The sequence below is a fragment of the Helicobacter salomonis genome (assembly GCF_900197775.1).
Lineage (GTDB): Bacteria > Campylobacterota > Campylobacteria > Campylobacterales > Helicobacteraceae > Helicobacter > Helicobacter salomonis.
Genome location: NZ_FZMA01000037.1, coordinates 19,971 through 41,745 on the forward strand (window position 1 = coordinate 19,971; position 21,775 = coordinate 41,745).

At 46.1% G+C, this 21,775-nt stretch carries 16 protein-coding genes; 7 read left to right on the plus strand and 9 right to left on the minus strand.

The annotated features are described in order from the left end of the window. The first annotated feature begins 3 nt into the window (after window positions 1–3). The 5 genes from C6H04_RS05935 (at window position 4) to C6H04_RS05955 (ending at window position 7,407) form a co-directional block, all read left to right on the plus strand. Window positions 4–1,650, plus strand: coding sequence for a GmrSD restriction endonuclease domain-containing protein (locus C6H04_RS05935; RefSeq protein ID WP_104732604.1), 1,647 nt, complete (start codon window positions 4–6; stop codon window positions 1,648–1,650). A 305-nt stretch (window positions 1,651–1,955) separates the two neighbouring features. Next, on the plus strand, window positions 1,956–2,951 hold the full coding sequence (locus tag C6H04_RS05940) for a tyrosine-type recombinase/integrase (protein WP_104732605.1): 996 nt from the start codon (window positions 1,956–1,958) through the stop codon (window positions 2,949–2,951). A 384-nt stretch (window positions 2,952–3,335) separates the two neighbouring features. Further along, window positions 3,336–3,506: a restriction endonuclease subunit S gene (locus tag C6H04_RS05945; RefSeq protein WP_233711871.1), complete on the plus strand. Its 171-nt coding sequence runs from the start codon at window positions 3,336–3,338 to the stop codon at window positions 3,504–3,506. Between the two features lie 51 nt (window positions 3,507–3,557). Beyond that, a complete protein-coding gene (gene carB / locus C6H04_RS05950; RefSeq protein ID WP_438940246.1) occupies window positions 3,558–6,815 on the plus strand; it encodes a carbamoyl-phosphate synthase large subunit in 3,258 nt (1,085 codons plus the stop codon). Between the two features lie 175 nt (window positions 6,816–6,990). Beyond that, a complete protein-coding gene (locus C6H04_RS05955) occupies window positions 6,991–7,407 on the plus strand; it encodes a hypothetical protein (RefSeq protein WP_104694915.1) in 417 nt (138 codons plus the stop codon). Here the strand turns inward: C6H04_RS05955 and C6H04_RS05960 are convergent, their stop codons facing one another. From C6H04_RS05960 to topA, 4 genes are read right to left on the minus strand one after another with little or no spacing between them, the layout of a single operon-like run. Continuing rightward, window positions 7,408–7,842, minus strand: coding sequence for a U1 small nuclear ribonucleoprotein (locus C6H04_RS05960; RefSeq protein WP_104732607.1), 435 nt, complete (start codon window positions 7,840–7,842; stop codon window positions 7,408–7,410). It abuts the gene before it with no gap. Then, on the minus strand, window positions 7,839–8,441 hold the full coding sequence (locus C6H04_RS05965; protein WP_104732608.1) for a nitrate reductase cytochrome c-type subunit: 603 nt from the start codon (window positions 8,439–8,441) through the stop codon (window positions 7,839–7,841). Before C6H04_RS05965 ends, C6H04_RS05960 begins: the two co-directional genes overlap by 4 nt. A 27-nt stretch (window positions 8,442–8,468) precedes the next feature. Then, window positions 8,469–9,398, minus strand: a complete 930-nt coding sequence (locus tag C6H04_RS05970) for a radical SAM protein (RefSeq protein ID WP_104732609.1) — start codon at window positions 9,396–9,398, stop codon at window positions 8,469–8,471. After that, window positions 9,398–11,683: a type I DNA topoisomerase gene (topA, locus tag C6H04_RS05975; protein WP_104694919.1), complete on the minus strand. Its 2,286-nt coding sequence runs from the start codon at window positions 11,681–11,683 to the stop codon at window positions 9,398–9,400. The genes C6H04_RS05970 and topA overlap by 1 nt, the downstream gene beginning before the upstream one ends. Before the next feature lie 108 nt (window positions 11,684–11,791). Between topA and C6H04_RS05980 the strand changes: the two genes are divergently transcribed. Both C6H04_RS05980 and C6H04_RS05985 read left to right on the plus strand, forming a co-directional pair. Beyond that, window positions 11,792–13,336 carry a flagellin B gene (locus tag C6H04_RS05980; protein ID WP_104694920.1) on the plus strand — a complete coding sequence of 515 codons (1,545 nt, stop codon included), beginning with the start codon at window positions 11,792–11,794 and terminating at the stop codon, window positions 13,334–13,336. A gap of 17 nt (window positions 13,337–13,353) precedes the next feature. Next, window positions 13,354–15,270 carry a motility associated factor glycosyltransferase family protein gene (locus tag C6H04_RS05985; RefSeq protein WP_104732610.1) on the plus strand — a complete coding sequence of 639 codons (1,917 nt, stop codon included), beginning with the start codon at window positions 13,354–13,356 and terminating at the stop codon, window positions 15,268–15,270. A gap of 131 nt (window positions 15,271–15,401) precedes the next feature. Here the strand turns inward: C6H04_RS05985 and C6H04_RS05990 are convergent, their stop codons facing one another. From C6H04_RS05990 to rfaD, 5 genes are all read right to left on the minus strand, one after another. After that, window positions 15,402–17,072, minus strand: a complete 1,671-nt coding sequence (locus tag C6H04_RS05990) for a phosphoethanolamine transferase (RefSeq protein ID WP_104732611.1) — start codon at window positions 17,070–17,072, stop codon at window positions 15,402–15,404. 80 nt (window positions 17,073–17,152) lie between these two features. Then, complete coding sequence (locus tag C6H04_RS05995) at window positions 17,153–18,796, minus strand: phosphoethanolamine transferase (RefSeq protein WP_104732628.1); 1,644 nt, start codon at window positions 18,794–18,796, stop codon at window positions 17,153–17,155. A 1-nt stretch (window position 18,797) separates the two neighbouring features. Then, on the minus strand, window positions 18,798–19,367 hold the full coding sequence (gene gmhA, locus C6H04_RS06000; protein WP_104732612.1) for a D-sedoheptulose 7-phosphate isomerase: 570 nt from the start codon (window positions 19,365–19,367) through the stop codon (window positions 18,798–18,800). Further along, a complete protein-coding gene (rfaE1, locus tag C6H04_RS06005) occupies window positions 19,337–20,791 on the minus strand; it encodes a D-glycero-beta-D-manno-heptose-7-phosphate kinase (RefSeq protein WP_104732613.1) in 1,455 nt (484 codons plus the stop codon). Before rfaE1 ends, gmhA begins: the two co-directional genes overlap by 31 nt. Further along, window positions 20,785–21,756: an ADP-glyceromanno-heptose 6-epimerase gene (gene rfaD / locus C6H04_RS06010; protein ID WP_104732614.1), complete on the minus strand. Its 972-nt coding sequence runs from the start codon at window positions 21,754–21,756 to the stop codon at window positions 20,785–20,787. Before rfaD ends, rfaE1 begins: the two co-directional genes overlap by 7 nt. Between the last annotated feature and the right edge of the window lie 19 nt (window positions 21,757–21,775).

Here is a 21,775-nt window from a genome sequence, read left to right on the forward strand (position 1 = left end):
GCCATGCCTATTTGTAATCACGGAGAAAGAAAATTTAGGGAGATTGTCCGTCTTTTAGAAAACGGGGAGTTTCAAATCCCGCGTTTCCAAAGAAATTTTGTATGGACTAAAGAGCAAGTGGCCAAATTCATCGATAGTATTCTCAGGGGATTCCCCACGAGCAGTTTCGTGCTGTGGAAAACTAAGGAGAAATTGCAGGCGTGCACTGAGATTGGGCATTATGAACTGGGAAGACCTCATCCGGATGAATACACGCACTATGTACTCGATGGGCAACAGCGCATCACGGCATTGTTCATGGTCTACAAAGGCCTACAAATCTCTAAAAGTGCTAGGGTTAGAGAGAACTACAAAGATATTTGGCTTAGGGTGGAGGCGAACGAAAATGGAGAATATTGTTTTGTCAAAAACCCCAAAGAGGAGAACCCCCTCCAAGCGGTCAGTGCGCATGACTTGATTACGCAAAGTATCTTGGATATTCAGGACAAGTATCAGCTAGATAAACAGACTGCTATGGAGTTCGAAGCCTTTAAGTACAACATTGAAGATTATTTATTCCCTACCATTGAGATTACACAAACTGCCTTGGAGGAAATCATCGAAATCTTCGCTCGTATCAACACTGGGGGCACAAAACTGAGCACTTTTGAAATTCTATGCGCTAAATTTTATATTCCCGATGAAACAGATGAGAGTCAGGCCATTGTCACCTTAGAGGGCTTTAATGTGATTGAGCGATCCCAAGCCCTCATGGGGGAACTCGAGAAGTTAGATTACAGCCTTGAAAAACCTTTGGTGATCTTACAGCTTATCGCCTATCATCTGCGTGCCCATATCACAAGCCCACTCAAGGAAAAGATTTCTATCCCGGCTCTCTTAAAGCTAAGTGCTAGGGAGGTGCAGAATGGATGGAATGCGATCGCGCCCTGTTTCAAACATGCTGCCCAATTTCTCAAACATGATCTCAATATCCCTGCTTCTGGCTTTTTGTCAGATCCTGCTCTTTTTATGCTCATAGCGTATTTCTATGTACTCAGTCAGCGCAAATCTCCTAATGCTGGCCAAATTTCCAATCTCCGACGCCTCTTTTTTCGATCCGCTTTCCTAGGCAAGATTCAAAACGATCATTTGAGCATCCAGTTTGAAATCGTCAAACGCATCTATGAAGAGAAACCCGTGGATTTTGACAAAGAACTGCCTCTTGAACTCTCACAAGAGTTTCTAATCACCGATCGCTTCAGCACACGGAATGCTCTACATCGGGCTGTCCTCTGTGTTTTGGCAACTTTAGAACCCAAGAATTTCGACAACAATAGCAAGGTAATTTTAGACAACTTGTTTTTACATAGCGCGCAAAAGCGCAACCTCCATCACTTTTTCCCCAAGAATCATCTCAAATATGCCTACCCTAGAAGTAACGCAGATGCAATCGCTAATATGACCTGCATCGATGCGCGCTTGAATCGTTCTATCAAAGACACACCTCCGCGGGTTTATATCCCCAAATACCAGCAGAGCAACTCAAAATGTGCGGAGGGCTTGGCAACGCACTTGATTGTAGGCGATGATATGCGCCTTTTTGAAGACTATGACTACTTCCTGCAAACACGCGCCCAAGCTATTCTAGAAAAAATCCGCGATCTTACTTAGCGTTATCCTGTCTTGGTATGCTAAATAGTGCAAGGAAAACCCATTTCAATCCCCCCAAAAAACCAATTCACCCATAACCCCCCACAACTAGGCTTTTCTAGCCTATTGCAATCCTTCTTCTTTGCACTCAACTGCGCCCAAGAGCATTCTCAAGCTAAGTCTTAACCTACAAGCTCACTTGAAAAAACTCTGCTAAAACGCGCGCTCAAATCCCCAAGGGGGGGTGACTTTTTATGAAGTCATAAAGCTCTCATTCAACACACATCCACTAATCACAGAACTCCAAAACAAACAAAGGAGTAACAATGAGATACTACCCCCGCAATGGAATGCTTTATGCTGAAGTGTACGAGCAGGGCAAACGCAAACGCTTCAGCTTGAAAATGCCCGACACGCCAGAAAATCGCGCCAAAGCCCAAGCCCAAATCAAATACGCCAATAGCCCTTCTTTAGGCGTTGTTGTAGAAGAATACCTCCAAAGACATAATCTAGGCCTCAAGCCCTCCAGCCAACGCACTATCAAGAGCCGTCTCAACACCATTGTGGAGCTTTTCAATGCTCAAACCCCCATCGCCCAGATCAACAAGCAGAGTATCCAAGATTTCTACAACCAGTTGGCCCAAAAAGCCCCCAGCCAATTCCATGCTAAAAACCTCACACACCTGCTCAAACGCCTCTTAGACTTTGCCCTAGAGATGGACTACATAGAGGCCAACCCTTTTTTTAAGCAACGCCTGGCTATGGCCAAGCCCCCTAAAGAAAAACAACCCCTAAACCTAGAAGAGGTGAGTGACATGTTGGAGGTGTGTTCGGACCTGAGGCTTAAGACCTATCTAGTCGTGGCTTTTTTTACAGGGGCTAGAGTGGGCGAGATTCAAGCTCTCAAATGGAGTGATGTCAACTTTGCTAAGAATACCATCCGCATTGAGCGCACTTTAAGCCAAAAAAATGAGCTAGGCACGCCTAAGACGCGCTCGAGTGTGCGCACCCTGGAGATGTTGCCCATTGTCAAAGAGGCCCTATTGCGCTATTTAGAGCAAAACCCTAGCAGTCCTTACATCTTCACGCCAGGGCGTTATCTCAATCTAGCCAAGCCCTGGTATAAACTCTTAGAGCAGCTCCATTTGAGTGCGCGCAAGCTCTACAGCACCCGCCACACCTTTGCAAGCCTCATGCTCTCAGGGGGAGCCAATGCGTTGCGTATCTCTAAGATGTTAGGCCACGCCAACGCGCACATGACCCTAAGTGTGTACGCCCAATACATCCCTCAAGAGCAAACCCCCACCCTTAAACGCGCTTAAAATCGATTCTAGAGCCATTTAGAGCATATAGCCCAAAAAACCCTTCCATTCCTCCAAACTCACCCAACCGTTCAACCCCCAGTGCGTTACTTAACCCTATACTGCCCAATTTCCCAAAATCTCACCTCCAAAGCCCCTAAAAGTTCTTGTGTGTAAGCCCATTGATACCACTACCAGCTAAAACCCTCGCAAATCCTCTCACAAGAACTCAAAATGCTTCACTTCATATCCCCAAAGCACATCTTCTCTCCCTTCCACTTCAAAACACCTCATTTGAATCCGATTCAAGCAATTTTTTTGTTCGAGAAAACTTCGATTCACGGATGCGTCAAGCACAGTTGCGTTTTTTAAAAACAGTTTTTTAATAGTTTTTCATGTAAAAGAGTGCCGATTAGTTTTTACGAAGCCCTTAAAATCCCACTCCCACCCTTGCAGGAGCAAGAGCAAATCGTGGGCGTGATCGCCAAGATCGAGCAAGAACGCATCATCCTAGAAAACACCATGAAGTCTTTAGAGGGACAGTGGGAAGTCATCCTAAAAAATATCTGGACCTGAATATATGGCCATGCCTGCAAAGACCCAAGCAACCCCCCAACTTCTGCTATAATCCCCCTTATGCAAAACTTTAAGAAAATTTTACTCATTGGATCGGGTCCCATTGTTATAGGGCAGGCGTGCGAATTTGACTACTCCTCTAGCATCGCCCTTAAAACGCTTAAAAGCTTGGGCTATGAAGTGGTGCTTTTAAACTCCAACCCCATCACCATCAACACGGACAAAGCCCTAGCCTATAAGACCTATATTGAGCCCATTAACACGCAAAATGTACTTAAAATCGTAGACAAAGAGGGCATAGAGGCGATCTTACCCACAATGGGGGGGCAAACCGCGCTTAATATCATGGTGGAGTTGCACCAACAGGGGCATTTTGAGGGCGCGCTGAAAAATGTCAGGCTCTTGGGGGCTAAGATTGAGAGCATTTTAAAGGCAGAGGATCGGCGTGCTTTTAAAGAGTGCATGTTAGGCATTGGGCTAGATTTGCCCAAGGGGGGCTATGCCTACAGCGAGGAAGAGGCACTAGGTGTGGTTAAAGAGGTGGGCTTTCCTTGCATCATCCGTTCTAGTTTTACTTTGGGCGGGGAAGGGAGTAGTGTCGCCTTTAATATTGAGGAGTTTAGAGACCTAGCCAAATTCGCCCTAGAAGCCTCGCCTATTAGCGAGATTTTGATTGAAGAGAGTTTATTGGGCTGTAAAGAGTTTGAAATGGAGGTAGTGCGCGATTGCAAGGATAATTGCGTGATTGTGTGCTGCATTGAAAATGTTGACCCTATGGGAATCCACACAGGCGATAGCATCACCATTGCCCCCGCGCTGACCCTAACAGATAAAGAATACCAGCGCATGCGCAATGCCAGCTTTGCGGTTTTGCGGGCGGTGGGCGTGGATACGGGCGGGGCGAATGTGCAATTTGCCATTAAAGATCGACGTTTATTAGTCATTGAAATGAATCCACGGGTTAGCAGAAGCTCCGCGCTTGCCAGCAAGGCAACCTTGTTTCCCATCGCCAAAGTCGCCACGCTTTTAGCTCTAGGGCACACGCTAGAAGAAATTCAAAATGACATTACCCAAAGCACGACTTGCTTTGAGCCGACCCTAGATTACATCATCACCAAGATTCCGCATTTTGACTTTGAGAAATTCCCCCAAGTGGATAGCACTTTGGGCACTTCTATGAAGAGCATCGGCGAGGTGATGGGTATTGGGGGGAGTTTTAAAGAAAGCTTAATGAAAGCCCTAGAGAGTGATTATCTCTTAAAAAATCTGCGCGCCTTTTTAGAGCAACCCCTAGAATTAGAGTTTCTTAAAAAGGAATTGCGCCGCCCTAATCCTAAACGCTTACTTTACGCCATGCACGCTTTTAGCGATGGCTTAAGTGTGGATGAGGTGAACGCGCTCTGCTACATTGACCCCTACTTCCTCAACGAGATAGCTGAGATCGTGCAGGCCCTGCTAGAACTCAAAGGCACAGAGGCAAAGACTCTACTTGGTGACAAAAACGCTCTATTTGGGCTTAAAAGCATGGGTCTAAGTGATGCGCTGATCGCTAGCTTTTTAGGGGTGAGCGAACTAAAGGTGCGCCAAGCTAGGGATACCCTAGACTTGCACCCTAAAATGTATCAAGTGGATTTGAGCGCCAATGAGTTTAAAAGCCCCACGCCCTATTTGTATTCTACCTATGCACCCCCCTTTCCTACGCTCCAAAAACCCTTCAAATCCACACGCCAAAAGGTCATACTCATCGGCTCAAGTGCCAATAAAATCGGGGTGGGGATGGAATTTGACTACGCGCTCACACACGCCAGCCTTGCGCTTAAAAAGCTGGGTTTAAGCCCTATCATCATTAACAATAATCCCGAGACTATTAGCACCGATCATGACACCAGCGACACACTCTACTTTGAGCCCATCACTTTAGAACATGTCTTAGAGATTGTGGCGCAAGAGAGAGAGCATTTATTAGGTGTAGTGGTGGGTTTTGGGGGGCAAACCCCGCTTAAAATTGCCAAAGATTTGGAAGCCCTCAATATCCCCTTGCTAGGCACCGCCTTTAAAAACATTGAGATCGCTGAAGAGCGCGACTTATGCCACCAACTCTTAGATAATCTCAACATTGCCTATCCTAAAGGGTTATGTGCTAACTCTAAGGTAGATGCTTTAGAGTATCTAGGCCAGCTGGAATTACCCCTTATCCTGCGCCCAAGTTTTGTATTAGGGGGGGCTAAAATGCGTATTTTACGCAGTAAGCAAGAATGCTTAGATTACATAGAAAGTTATAATTTTGAAACCAGTCTTTTAATGGATAACTTCCTAGAGGACGCGCTAGAGTTGGATGTAGACGCAATCTGTGATCAAAAAAGCGTGTTTGTGTGCTCTGTGTTAGAGCATATCGAGCCAGCCGGGATTCACTCAGGCGATAGCACTTGTTTTATCCCTCCAAATTTGAGCCCTGAGCTTTTAGATGATCTCTATTACCAGACGCAAAAGATCGCTCTGGGTTTGCAGGTGTTGGGGCTGGTCAATATCCAGTTTGCCTACAAAAATAACCAGCTGGTCGTGCTAGAAATTAACCCTAGAGCTTCGCGTACCGTACCCTTTGTATCTAAAGCTTTGGGGCTGGACATTGCGGCGATGGCCATCGGCGTGATGGTAGGGCAGAGTTTGGAGAACTTGGCTAAAGAGTTTGCTTTGGTGCATAAGGCTGAACATCTCTTTATCCCTCAAGATTTGAATTATGTCTTTGTTAAAGAGAGTGTGTTTCCCTTTAATAAACTTTATGGGGCGGATTTGGTCTTAGGGCCTGAGATGAAGAGCACGGGCGAGGTGGCAGGTGTGGGCTACACTTTGGCTGAGGCCTTTTATAAATCCCAATTAGCCTGCAATAATCCCGTAAAACTCTCGGGGAATCTCTTTGTTTCTCTGAAAGATAGCGACAAACAGCGTGCCATGCCTCTTATGCGTGCCTTTGTGAGTTTAGGCTTTAAGTTATATGCCACTACGGGCACACACAAAGCCCTGCAAGCCGAAGGGTTAGAGAGCGTGCAAGTGCTTAAAATCTCTGAGGGACGGCCTAATATTTCAGATTTTATGTTGAATCACGAGATTGACATGGCAATTAACACCAGCGACAGACTCAATGAAGACTCTAAAATCATCCGTATGCAGGTGCTCAAAAATAAGATTTCTTATTTCACTACCCTTAAAGCCACCGAAAAGGTGCTATTGAGTTTGCTAGAGTACTCCAAATTCAAGGATAGCCCACCAGTGAGTTTGCAGGAATTGCAAAAAGAGACCTTGGTTTACTGATATATTGAACACCTGATGAGCGTAGGAGAGAGGAGCCCTCTCAATCCTGCAAAATCGCTCTAAGTATGTCGGCTTTTAGTGTGTGAATGGTGAGTTATATCTTTACTCTGAAATTTTTGTGTTCCACTCATGGTAGAATAACCTATTAAACTTTTGAATGTACACAAGGAGCTGTATGAGTAGTCTTTATGTCAAGAATCGTATTCGTGGGAAGATTTCTTTGCATGAAAGAGGGCAGGGAATGTATAGAGTACACTTTGAAGCCCATCAGGTAGTGGTGCAGGCCAAGTGCAGTGCGAGCGAGGTTGAGAATTGTCAGGAAGACGATGATATTACAATTATTCTTAAAGTGATTGAAGTTCTCATCCCTAATTTTAGCCAGCGACTTAAATTAGACCCCATGGCTTTCAATGGCGTCATTTTGAGCATGAAAGCCGATCGCAAAGAACCCGACATGCAGCGTGTGGAAGTTGCTCTCAACGATTGCAGCGTGGATTTTGTGCTCGATCAGGGATCGATCGAACTCTACCATTTAGATAATGGGAAAGAATTGGTTCTATTTTGTAAGCCTGAGCATGTGACCATCTATTAGTTACCACCAAGGTCCATACATCATGGGCATGCCCGTCATCATCGGGTACATGCCATAGGGATACATGCCCATAGGATACATCCCCATCATTGGAGCCATGCCATACATTCCTGGATACATCATAGGACTCATCGGGTAGTAGGGCATGTATCCCCACCCAGAGGGGGGTAGGGCTGAGATAGAAAACATGCCCCCATGCGCTACCTTGACCCCAGCTAGAGAAATTGTATGGAAAGTGCCGTAGTTCTTGGGCTTGGATTCTGTAGGAATATCTCTATCTTTATTCCCCACACATTCGTTTTTGATCTCTCCACATTCATTTAAGGAGTCTACATCGGGTAAATTGGGATCCACATCGCTAGGATCACCCACCCAGCACCCTCCCAAGAGCGCGATGATCCCAAAGGGTATCAGTGACTTAGGCGTGTATTTCATGGTTTGCGTACATCCTTAGGCTTGGCACCCTTGACGCCTACATCCACAACATCCATAAAATCTGAACGAAATTCCAAATCTTTATTTGTAAAGACAGGCTTGAAATTATTCTTGACCAAGGGTTGGGCATTAGCCTGCGGAGCATGGCACTGCGTGCAATTAAAACGCGCCTCACTCACGCTTCCATCCTTAGTAGGACGATTGTTACGAAAATCAAAGAGATGGGAGGGAGGCACGGGAGTTGCCCCCACACTGCTTGCCACATCAGGTGCATGGCAACCTAGACACTGGTTATTTTCTTTCGTAATGGGTAACAATCCCGTGGTGTCATGAGGAATCATGGGTGGGGCATTTTCATATGCGCGCTCAAAGCGTTGGCTCTCCCCAGGGGGTTTCTTGTGAAAATCATAGGCGCGTAATTTCAGGTCCTTTTCATCTTCTAAAGGGGTGTTGCGCAATCCGATCTGAGTATCGCTCAAAAGGGGCGTTTCCCCAGGTTGTTGATCCTGTGCATGGGATTTGTGGGGATGGTTGAGCGCGTACAGCCCGCCAACAAGCAACAAACCCGCTAAAACCCCACAGCGCATCTTATGCCGCATCTACATCCTTGATATTGGTTTGTTCAATTATAGCAAGTTTGATGAGGGATGGTAATAAAATGCCACCGCTCCGATTTTTTTCACATGCATCGCTCCTTCTTGCACAAGGGCTTCTAAAACAGGAAAGGGAAGATAACTGCGCGCCTCTTCTACGCTTAAAGGACGGCGATACAGAAGGTCTAAAAAGGCGTGGGGCTCTAACTGTTGCAGGGGGAATGCATCAGGAGTATGGGCATCGCGCAAGGCCAAACTCACGGGCAAACCCTCAAAATGCGCTGCAGCTGCTAACAATGCCTCTGTGCTCAGAGGTTTGGCGTTGTGGGAGGGAGGGCGATCGATGGTGCTCAAATCCACGCGGACTAATTTAAGTTGACGCAAGAAGGCTACAATGGCTTGGATATTTTCCAAAGTATCATTGACTCCTTTGACGAGCAAAACCTCTGCAATTAACATACCCTCATAGTGCGTGCTGAAATCAGCAATACCTTCTAGCAGGCGATCCAGACGGAGTTGTGCGCTGGGTTTATCCACTTTGGCAAAGGCCTTAGGCAGAGCAGCATCGATGGAGAATTTAACCATGTTGTAGCGCAGTAGCGCTCTCTGCACTTCAGGGTCTCCAAAGCGCGATCCATTGCTTAAGATCAAGGTGTTAAGCCCGTGCGGGGTTTTTAGTTGGGTGATAAATTCATAGAGATGGGGGTAAAGTGTGGGCTCGCCATTAGCAGTAGTGGTGAGCACATCTAGGGGAGTGTTTTGGTAGGTGCGCAGGGCCGTGTGCACCGCCTCTAAGAGCGTATTTAAGGGGATTATATGCTGCATTGTGTCTATGGGCTTATGTGCTTGTAATTCGCAATAGACACAATTAAAATTGCATTGTTTCACTTCTCCACTCACATCAATCCCCAAAGACCACCCAAAACGGCGCGACTTTAAAGGACCAAAGACAATGCTCGCCATCACACTTGCTCACTCTCTATTTCTACTTTAGCGTGGCATTGTAAACACTCCTGCACACTGGGTTTTGTCTTATAGAGCTTAATCACACGCAAGCCACCACACTGGGCGCACGGGTCTGGAGCAGGCTTGTAATTGGAAATGAACTTACAATTTGGATAATTGTCGCAACCATAGAACATACCCCTTTTACCCCTTTTGGCGCGCACATCTCCCCCACACTGCGGACATTTGGCAAGGGGAGGGGTGTTTTTAACATCTTCGTTGCGGATATTTTTACAGGTGGGATAAGCACTACAGGCCACAAATGTCCCAAAGCGCCCCCTTTTGCTCACCATCGGCGCGCCACACTTTTCACAAACACCCAGGTCTTCCATTTGAGAGACTTCGGATTTGATAAACTTGCATTTAGGATAAGCGCTACACGCTACAAACACGCCATATCTACCCGTCCTTTGCACTAATGGAGCGCTACATTTAGGACATGATTCGCCAGTGGGCACACTCACCTTTTGGGAGACGATATTGAGCTTGCCCTCTTCAATCTGCGCCATAAAGGGAGTGTAGAAGTCTAAAAGCATTTGTTGCCAATTAAGTTGGTGGCTAGCAATCGCATCTAATTTATCTTCTAGCCCTGCGCTAAAGGCGGTGTTCACAATCTCGCTAAAGTGTTTTTCTAAAATCTCTATCACGCTAAAGGCGTTTGGAGTGGGGGCGAGCTGTTTTTGTTGCAAGGACACATAATCGCGGCTAAGTAAGATGGCGATAGTAGGCGCGTAGGTGCTGGGTCGCCCAATTCCCAAACTCTCTAAAGTTTTGATTAAGGAGGCTTCTGAGTAGCGCGCAGGGGGCTGCGTGCTACACTCCTTAGCCTCTAAACTCTCCAGATGCACTTCTTGATGCAAGCTAAAATGGGGCAGGAGCATGTCCTTATCTACCTCGCCCAAGACTTTGTAAAAGCCCTCAAAGAGCAATTTGCGCCCACTGGCTTTAAACACAGCCCCTAACTTCTCATTAGTAAAATGCACACTCTGGTTTTCAAAGCGCGCATCGCTCATTTGAGAGGCCAAGAAGCGTTGGTAAATCAAGGTATAGATTTTATGCTCTTCGGGCTTGAGGTAGTTTTTAGCGATATTTGGGGTGAAATCTAAATTGGTGGGGCGGATTGCCTCATGGGCTTCTTGAGCACTCTTATTTTTAGAAGTGTAGACTTTGGGTTTTTTGGGCACAAAAGGTGCTCCATAAGTCTGCTCAATGAAAGTACGCGCGGATTTAATAGCTTCCTTAGCGATGTTAAGGCTGTCCGTGCGCATATAGGTGATCACCCCGCTAGCCCCCTGTGGAGTCATCACACCCTCATAGAGTTTTTGGGCGATACTCATGGTTTTAGAAGGGCTATAACCTAGTTGGCTGGAGGCACTTTGTTGCAAAGTGGAGGTCATGAAAGGGGGGGGCGTGGGGGCATTCTTCTCTTTAGTGCTGATTTCTTGGACTTGATAAGTCTGAGCGCGCAAATTAGCTACCATCTCCAAGGCCTCTTGGGCATTTCTAAGACCTTGTTTCTTGAGTTTTTGGTTTTGATAGGTGTGTAAACTCACTGATACCTTTTCAATCATACCCTCAATCTCGTAGTAAGTGATGGGCTTAAAGGCCTTGATCTCGCGTTCGCGATCCACCACGATTTTAAGAGCTGCGCTTTGCACCCGCCCCGCACTCATGCCCTTAGAAATTTTAGAGGCTAGTAGAGAACTCAAACTAAAGCCCACAATGCGATCCAAAAGCCTGCGGGCTAGTTGGGCGTTGATTTTGTGTACATCGAGGGTTTTGGGATGTTTGAGTGCGTGCAAAATGGCGGTTTTTGTGATTTCATGGAAAACAATGCGTGGAAAGGTAAAGATAGGGCTGTTAGGAGTCTTGGTCTGGCTCTGAAATTCTAAAGTGTGCATTTCCTCCAAGGGGTCTTGGCCTTTGCGTTTGGCCTGATCGATGAGATAGGCGATGTGGTAACCGATTGCCTCGCCCTCGCGATCTTCATCCGTGGCGATGTAAATTTCTTGCGCGCCTTGGGCGCGTTGTAAAATCTGCGCCACAATTTCCTCATGGTCTTTGTCTACAGCATATTTAGGAATGAATCGATCCTCTTGTACACTAATTCCCATAGCGTATTTGCGCAGATCGCGCACATGCCCTTTAGAGGCGATGATCTCATAACTACCATCTAAGAAATGTGCGATTGTCTTGGCTTTAGTGGGAGACTCTACAATAATCAGTTTGGTGTGTTTGCCCATGCATACCTCGTTTTTCTCACATTATAAACTATTTTACTGCAAGGAGTGTCTCTAAAACATGGAATAGCTATTGCTTTGTGTGGGCATATTATTGCAAAGGATGCACAGATGAGTTTTAGAATCAATACGAATGTAGCCGCATTGAATGCACACACTATCGGGGTACGCAACAACCGCGATCTTTCTACCTCTTTAGAAAAATTAAGTTCAGGCTTGCGCATCAATAAGGCTGCAGACGACGCGTCAGGGATGGCGATCGCCGATAGCTTGAGAAGCCAAAGTGCGAGCTTGGGGCAGGCGGTCAAAAACGCGAATGATGCAATCGGGGTGGTGCAAACCGCAGATAAAGCGATGGATGAGCAAATCAAAATCTTAGACACGGTGAAAACTAAGGCCGTGCAGGCCGCCCAAGATGGACAAACTGCCGAAACTAGAAAGGCGTTGCAAAGTGATATTTTACGACTCCTAGAAGAGTTGGACAATATTGCTAACACCACGAGCTTTAATGGCCAGCAGTTGCTGGCAGGAAGTTTTTCCAATAAAGAATTCCAGATCGGGGCGTATTCCAACACTACGATCAAGGCTTCTATTGGCCCTACAGGCTCAGATAAGATTGGGCATGTGCGCTTTGAAACCTCAGCAATGGATCGCGGGGGCATGGAAGTGAGTGCGGGTGCGCACAACCTCCAGGAAGTAACACTCAAGTTCAAGCAGGCGGATGCGGTAAATGATTTTAAATTAGAGTCTGTAAAGATTTCCACTAGCGCGGGCACAGGGCTAGGCGCGTTGGTGAATGTGATCAATAAGAACTCTGTGGCGTTGGGCGTGCGCGCCACCGCCGTGGTTTTGGGCACGGGTGAGAACTCCGTAGAGTCAGGCACGGTAAGGGGCTTGACCATTAATGGGGTGTTGATCGGGAATGTGAATGATGTCCAACACAATGACCGCGATGGGAGATTGACCAATGCGATCAACTCTGTTAAGGAGCGCACGGGTGTAGAGGCTTATACGGATATTCAGGGACGTATCAATTTACGCTCTGTAGATGGGCGTGCAATCTCCATCCACACTGAGAGTGCTTCTGGGCATGTCTTTGGAGGAGGGAATTTTAGAGGCATCTCGGGCAATGCACACGCCATCGTAGGTCGATTAACTTTAACTAGAGAGGATGCGCGCGACATCATTGTCAGCGGGGTGAATTTTAGCCATGTCGGCTTGCACTCTGCTCAGGGTATCGCAGAATACACAGTGAATTTGCAGAATATCCGTGGGGTTTTTGATGCCAACGCTGCCAGTGCTGGGGGGGGGAATGCTAACGCTGCTCAGGCCGCCTTTAATCTTAAGGGCATTGGGGCAGGGGTTACGAGTTTGCGCGGGGCGATGATGGTGATGGATATGGCTGAGAGCGCGCGCACCCAGCTGGATAAGATTCGCTCTGATCTAGGTTCCGTGCAGATGGAGTTGGTCACCACGATCAATAACATCTCTGTAACTCAGGTGAACGTGAAAGCGGCCGAATCGCAAATCCGCGATGTGGATTTTGCTGAAGAGAGTGCGAGCTTTTCTAAATACAATATCCTGGCCCAGAGCGGGAGTTTTGCGATGGCCCAAGCCAATGCGGTGCAGCAAAATGTCTTGAGACTCTTACAATAGAGGGGGTAGGGTAGGACTTGTCTAACATTTATGAGAAGAATCTAGGGGTGTTGCAAGCCAAAGACCCCCTGCTCGCCTTAGAGCTGGCCAAGCTCAAGAGTAATCTCAAATACGAGGTCTTTGTGCAACAAGACGCGTTCAATATTGTGGACATCTCCTGTAACACACCTTTATTTGCCAATAAACCCTTAGAAGAAAACTTAGATCGTTTTGAAGAACTCAAGAGCTATGCCTATATTCCCTACCTTTACTTCTACGGTGCAGGCAATGGCATGCTCATGCGTTTGTTTTTGGGATTAGAACAACTCAAACGCATCGTGGTCATTGAACCAGAATTAGAAATCATTTTTATTATTTTGAACCTATTGGATTTTAGCGAAGAGATGGAGAGTGATCGCCTGATTTTATTGCATTCTAGTGCGTGCAATTACCCCTTGATCGCTTCACTTTTCCTGATGGACAAGCACGCCAAGATTTATGCCAAAGTCTATGAGCTGATCATTGCCCATTCCTATTATGAACGCTACGCGTCGGATTTCACTCAGATCAACCAACACTTCATTAAAGCTTTGGAAAACGCCGTGATTGGGGTGGGTAATGACGCTAGGGATGCCATCATTGGTATCAAACACCATGTGCAAAACCTCCCCTTTGTTGTGCAAACCCCAACTCTCATCAACCTCGTGCAAGCTCTCAAGTTGCGCAACGCGCGTTACAACACTGCGATCATTGTCTCTACAGGGCCTAGCCTCAACAAGCAGCTACCCCTGCTCAAAGAAATCGCTCCCTATGCAACTCTCTTTTGCATTGACGCATCTTTCCCCATTTTGCACGCGCATGGGATCAAACCCGATCTGGTCTTTTCTTTGGAGCGCGTGGAGGCTAGCGCAAAATTTTACGAAGACACTCCTAAAGAGGCCCAAGAGGGCGTGATCTTTGCCATCACTTCGATTGTGCATTCAACCTTACGCCAAGCCATCAGTAAGGGCACTATCCAGTTTAGTTTGCGCCCCTTTGGCTATACAAGCCTTTTTAACTTGCATGACTATGGCTATTTGGGCATTGGCATGAGTGCGGCTAACATGGCCTATGAGCTCGTGGTGCATGCGCGCTTCAAGCGTTGTGTTTTTATCGGGCAGGATTTGAGCTTTGCGCCCAGCGGGGATAGCCATGCTAGTGGCGCTCTCTATGGCGCGCAGGAAATCAAGCCCAAAGAGGAAGGAGAGAAAATTTTTATTGAAGCCTATGGCGGGGAAGGACAAGTGGAGAGCACACGTATTTGGAAACTCTTCTTAGATTTTTTTGAAAAAGACATCTACCACACGCCCTATGCCCTAGAGGTGATCAACGCTACAGAGGGAGGGGCTAGAATTAGGGGCACTTTGGAATTGAGTTTTGCAGAGGCAATAGCTAGAATCCATGCGGATTTACCCCTCTTAGAACCCAAACCCCCCCTACAGCTCACCTCCCCAAGCCCAGAGCAGAGCGCGCAATGGCTGGAGGGAGCTAGAAACACATGCCTAGAGGCGATTACCTACGCCCAAGAGTGCAAAGAAAAGATCGAAGCCCTTTTTTTAGAGGTGATGAGCTTTTTAGAAGAGATCGAAGACTTGAATGCCAGGCAGGAATTAGAGAATTTGGATTTAAAGCGCATTGAAGACTTGAGCATCAAGATTGATAATCTCAAGGGCTTGTTTGAAGAGGTCAAGTTTACCCAATGCTTTAATGATGCGATTCAATCCTATATTTTTCACCAAGAGTTAGACATTGCTAAGATTGTCGTCAAGCCCACTTTCACCCAAGAAGATTTACAGGCCAAACAATTAGAATGGATCTACGCGCACAAGTACTGGCTGTTTAGCCTAGCAGGGGGAATCACCTGTGTTAAAGAGGTTTTAGAGCAAGCTTTGCACACATGGGAAGGGGAGATTTAGCCCATTTCTCTTTGTCTTGTTTGGCGCGCGGGCGCTAAAGCCCACAAGCTCGAAGTTATGAGGATAATCGGCTGGCAAATTTGTGCTGTAGACACAAGAGACGATGTGTAAGGAGAGCGTGTTAAAGATGCTCAGGGCCTTTTTTTGTAGAGCATATTTTGACAATACATTCTTGGGCGCGTAATATCAAAATCGGGATTTAGCAAATCCCTACTCTCTAAATTATCCTTAGTGTGAATCCCTGCTAAGGGCAAAAGGGTATGGATGAGATCATCGATCATAAAGGGCTTGTGCACGGCTTGAGCAAGCTGTTTCACTTTATCAGGGTGCTTTTGTTTAAAGAGATCGGTAACATAGATGACAAAGGGGATTTCTACGCCATAGGTAGAGCAACGATGCCCATAAGTGTTATCACTTTCAAAAATATCTTGGGCATGATCGGAGAGATAGATGATCACTGCGTCCTTGTCTTCAAAGAGTTTAAAAATCTCTTCTAAGACATGGTCGGTGTAGTAGAGCGAATTCACATAATCAGCGACGATTTGTTTATCTGCCTCATTTTTCACATGCAAACCCTGATAGGGGATTTGCGCAGGAGTGAATTTGGCAAAACTCTTGGGAAAGCGTTCTTTGTAGAGTAGATGACTGCCGATGAGATGAAAGAGGATAAAATTTTTAACACCAACTTGAGACTGGATTTCAGTGTGAAAGGTGTCTATCAAAGCAGAATCGTAAAGCTTTTTGAAAGAAATCTGGGTATAGACATGGCGATTAAAACGACGCGCAATAAGACTATAGGCGTTGCTAGAGCCTGATTCTTCCTGGTTGTCTAACCAAAAGGTTCTATAACCAGCAAGCTTGAAAATATCGGCTAAATTTTTTTGTTCATACCAAGGGACAGTGCGGTTTTCATAATTGCTGTAATTTAGCAAGACTTGAAAAACAGGCATGGTGTTGCCAAAGGGAGAAATCACATTATCAAAGACAAACAAATTTTGCTTTCTCTCTCTCTCTCTCTCTAGCAAGCTACTCAAAAAGGGCGTGTTAGGCACAGAGTAGCCATAAGCTCCCATAAAATTCCTAGATGCGCTCTCCCCTACGATCAAAATAACATTGGCTACGCTACTGGGCTTGATACTTGCATACCCTTTCGGGTAAGGTTCTTTGAAACTTTGGTAAATATGTTGGGCTTGGTGACGATCCTGAAAGGCATGCACGAGCGTGCCAATTTCCTTAACAATGGGAGTGGTGCGCATCGCAATTTCAAGATTGACAACATACCCCCTTACGCCTTGTTGTAAATTCCAACCCGTACGCATGGAGTGTAAAGCGATGCCACCTACAAGGAGTGCAAAGATAAGGCTAGATTTTCGATAGCTGAGTTGTACCCGTGCGCGCACCCCGTATAAAAATAGGTAACAAAAGAGTAAGTATGCCACTACAATCCCCAAATGGGGCATGACCGTGCTCACAAAGAAGGCATAGCTTTCCTCAGGGTTAGTGGCTAAAATGGTGTCGACCAATGCTTGGTTAAATCCCATACTAAAATAATAAGAAGTAAAAAAGTTAATAAAGGCAAAGGACAAGCTCAAGATGAGCATGGCATTTTTCAACCCTCGAACTAGGCCTTTGTATTTGATGAGATCAACCAAAAAATAAAATAGATAAAAAAGTAAAAAACCATAAAAGGCTACTTTGAGCACATGGCGCATCAAGTACCCACCCATATGTATATCCATAGAGAAGAAACTCGCCACTACAGGGGCCAGCCACATGAGCCAAAAGCGGTTATCTAAAATCATACGAAACCTTGATCAAGAAATGAGGGCGCATTTTAACACATTTACTACATTTTTTATGACCTATATCTATATTTTGCGCGCTAAGGCTTTTGCTTATAGGGTATATCATTACAATAAACCCTCTGGCGAGTGGTGTCAAATTGCGGACTCAATAAATCCTTGCTTTCTATATTATCCTTGGTGTGAACCCCTGCTAATGGTAAAAGAGTGTGGATCAGATCATCGCTCATGAAAGGTTTATGCACCGCTTGGGCGAGTTGTTTGACTTTTTCAGGGTGTTTTTGTTTAAAGAGATCGGTAACATAGATGACAAAGGGGATTTCTACGCCATAGGTAGAGCAACGATGCCCATAGGTGTTATCACTTTCAAAAATATCTTGGGCATGATCGGAGAGATAGACGATCACTGCGTCCTTGTCTTCAAAGAGCTTAAAAATTCCCTCTAAGACATGATCGGTGTAGTAAAGCGAATTCACATAATCAGCGACGATTTGTTTATCTGCCTCATTTTTTACATGTAAACCCTGATAGGGGATTTGCGCAGGAGTGAATTTGGCGAAACTCTTGGGAAAGCGTTCTTTGTAGAGTAGATGACTGCCGATGAGATGGAAGGCAACCACATTTTTAGCCCCTAAATGGGGCAAAACACGCTTATTAAACACATCTAGCAAAGCTTGATCACCCGTGCTCCAAGAAGGAGTCCGAAAAATTTTTTCAAAACGGCGGGGTAGCAATTCGTAGGCATTGCTGGTACGGGCTTGGTCTTGGTTGTCCAGCCAAAAAGTCTTGTAACCCGCCCTCTTGAAAATATCTCCTAGATTCTTTTGTTCATACCAAGCTGTAGCGTGGTTTTCATAGTCGCTGTAATTCAAGAGAGTTTGGAAAACCCCATGAGTATTTGCAAAAGCTGAGATAATATTATCAAAGACAAACAAGTTTTGCGATCTCTCTCTCTCTACTAAACCACTAAAAAAAGGCGTGTTAGGCACAGAGTAGCCATAAACCCCCATGAAATTTCTAGACGCACTCTCGCCCACGATGAGTACCACATTATCCACGCTATCCCTATCTACTCTGAGATAATCCTTAGGATAGGGTTTATTGAGGCTAGCGTGCACCGCTTGCGCATCACTACCTATACCAAAATAGATCGCGCGCACCTCCTTGATTAAAGGCAGAGTGTCCCAAATTTCTGGGGGTGTCCAACCTGTCGCGCCTCTTTGGTGGAACAGATAAGCCGTGCGTCCCATGTGCGCGACCACACCCAAAATAAACATCCCTAAAAACAAAGCATGGAGCTTAGGGGGAAGACTCCACTTAAAACGCACAAAAGCCAAAAACAACGCACAAACGCCCCCCACGCCCAAAATCAGAAAACTATGGGAGAATACATGAGCGATCAAAAACGAGCGGACTTCCTGGACATTTGTGCCTAGTAGGGTTTCAATCAAAGCTTGGTTAATGTCCATGTTGAAAATGTAGCCCATAAAAAAGCGCAGAAAAGCCACTAAAAGGCTTAGAACTACGATAGTATTTTTTATCAAGTTGCTTAAACGCGTGGGCAAAAAGCTTAAAAGCGTGTAGAGCGCATAGAAAAACGCCCCACTATAGAAGGCAACTTTGAGCAAAGTTTTGGAAAGATAGCTTAAATGCGCATCAGGTGAAAACACAGACGCAAGCACAAAGCTCACCCAACACAGCAAGAACCGATTATCTAAAACCATTTTACTCACAGAATGCCTTTTCAATCGCATCGCAAAGTAGGTGGATGAGTAAAATATGCATCTCTTGGATACGCGGAGTGTCTGTGCTGGGCACAACTAGAAGGCAATCACACAGCGCGCGCATCTTGCCCCCCTGATGTCCGCTTAAGCCCAGAGTGCCTAAGCCCAATTCTTTGCCCCTTTGCAAGGCTAAAAGCACATTTTCAGAATTGCCACTGGTAGAAATGCCCACCAAATAATCCCCCGGTTTGCCTAATGCCTCCACCTGACGCGCAAAGACCTTAGAATAACCATAATCATTAGCAATAGCTGTCAAAGCTGAAGTATCTGTGCTTAAAGCAATGGCAGGCAAACCTACGCGCTCTCTTTTATAACGCCCCGTGAGCTCGGCGGCAAAATGTTGCGCATCCGCTGCGCTCCCCCCATTCCCACAGATTAAAATCTTATTACCCAGCCTTAAAGTTTCCACGAGTAAAAGCGCGGCTTTTTCGATGTCTTGGCTCAAGATTGCCAAAGTCTCTTGAGCAGTTTGAATATGGGCTAAGAATTCAGATTGGATGAAGTGTTGCATGAAAGTCCTTGAATTTTTTGGATAATACTACTGCTTGAATTGCCTTGCACGAAGTCGATTAAAACCACCTCTGGCACTAAATCGCTCCCTACAATTTCTTTATCTTTGTAATCGCTCCCCTTGACCAAAATATCGGGTTGAAGGGCTTTGATGAGTTCTAGGGGGGTGAGTTCTTCAAAGATGACGACAAAATCTACGCACTCTAAGCCCGCTAAAATAAAGGCGCGATCCTCTTGGGCTTGAATGGGACGCGTCGCCCCTTTGAGCGCACACACAGAAGAGTCGCTATTTAAGCCCACTACCAAAATATCCCCCAACTTTTTAGCCTCTTGCAGGTAATCTACATGTCCCCTATGCAAGAGATCAAAACACCCATTGGTGAAAACCACGCGTTTAGGGTGGCTGGCGCGTAAGATTTGGCTTAAGAGATGGCGATCTAGGATTTTTTGCCCTTGATGGTAGTGGCGTTGCCAAAATTCGAGCACTTCAGCATAAGTGGCATGCGCGCTCCCCACCTTGCCCACCACCACCGCCGCGCTCGCATTGGCAAACGCGCATGCTTGGTGCAGATCAAAGCCTAAAGCCAAACAAAAAGCTAAAGCCGCGATCACGCTATCGCCCGCTCCGCTCACATCATAAACTTCTTTGGCAATGGTGGGGATTTTCACCATATTAGCCCGATCTAAAAATACCATGCCCGCTTCGCTTAGAGTGATAAGGGGAATGGTGATGTGGAATTGTGTTTTAAAATGCTCTAAAGCTTCTTGCAAATGCGCATCGTCCTGAATGTCCAAACCTGTGGCGATCTGGGCTTCTTTTTTGTTGGGGGTGATTAAAGTCGCATAGCTGTATTTAGAATAGTCTTTTCCCTTTGGATCACATAAAACGGGCTTATGAGCTTGGTTAGCAAGGGTGATCAAAGCTTGGCAAAGCCGCGTACCCACCACGCCCTTTTGATAATCTGAGATCACCAGTGCATCCGCATTTTCTAATAAAGCAGCAGCAGTGTCTAAAAGGGTTTTCTCCAATGTGGGGCTGATGGGGGCTCTACTTTCGCGATCTATGCGTAAGACCTGTTGCTTGGAGATCATCACGCGGCTTTTCTTACAAGTGGGGCGTGTGGGATCGACAAGCACGCCTTGAGAATTGATCTCTAGTTGGGCTAATTGGGTGAGCAACCATTCTTTAGGCTCATCTGCGCCCACCACCCCGCACAGACTTACCTGCGCTCCCAGTGCGCGCAAATTATCTGCCACATTGCCCGCTCCCCCTAGGCGATAACTCTCTGTTTGCACCTCCACTACCTGCACGGGGGCTTCTGGGGAGAGCCTCTCACTCACACCCCAAATGTAATGATCCACAATGAGATCACCCACCACTACAATATGGGGGATTTTTTGGGGTTGGCTTAAGAGCTCTAACATGTCTGTTGCGCCAATGCACGGATAATGGGGACATAAGTCTTAATACCCTTTTCTAGGTTGTAAGCAGGTTGGTAGCCCAACTCTTTTTGCGTAAGTTCAATGTGTGCGCAAGTGTGCTCTTGAAAGAAGGCATAGGGGTTTTTGATATAGGTTACTTTAAAGTCACCCAACTCTTGTTTTAAAAGCTCTACGATGTCATTATAGGAGCGCGCCACGCCAAAGCCCACATTATACACCCCACTCACAGGCGCGCGCATCGCCTTGACATTGGCTTGAATCACATCTTGGACATACACAAAATCGCGTTGCTGATCTCCAAATTCAAAGAGTTTAACCTCTTGGTTTAGCAGGGCTTGTAGCCCTAATTGCAAGATCATCGAAGCGGTTTTGTGTTTGTAGAATTCCCCCGGACCATAGACATTAAAATAGCGCAAGCCAACAATAGGGATATTGTAACGCCCACTGAGCACGCTGACATCCATGCAGAGCTTAGAAAAACCATAGACATTTTCGGGGTTTTCCCCTTGTCCTACCACATTAGGTGCGGGTGTGTTGCCATAAACTCCAGCCGAAGAAGCGTAGATCACGCGGGCGTGTTTACGCGCAGCAATGTCTAGCAAATCCAAAAAAGCTTGGTGATTGGTGCGCATAACTAATTCTTGGTTTAAATTAGTGGTGTCCGAAATGGCAGCTTGGTGAAAAAGGTAATCAAAATCGAGCTTTTCGATGCGTTCTAAATCCTTTGTAATGTCCGCACGCACCACATCCCCCTTAAACCCAATAAGGTTCTTAAAATGTCCTAGACTCGTGCTAGGGGGGGTCTGTTCTCTGAATTTATCCAATACGATGACGCGTGCTTTAGGGTGGTGTTTTTGAAAATAAAAAGCTAGATTGCTCCCTATAAACCCCGCCCCTCCAGTAATGAGAATTCTTGCGCCATCGAGTGTATTAGAAATATAGGGCATGGTATTCCTTTTGAAGTAT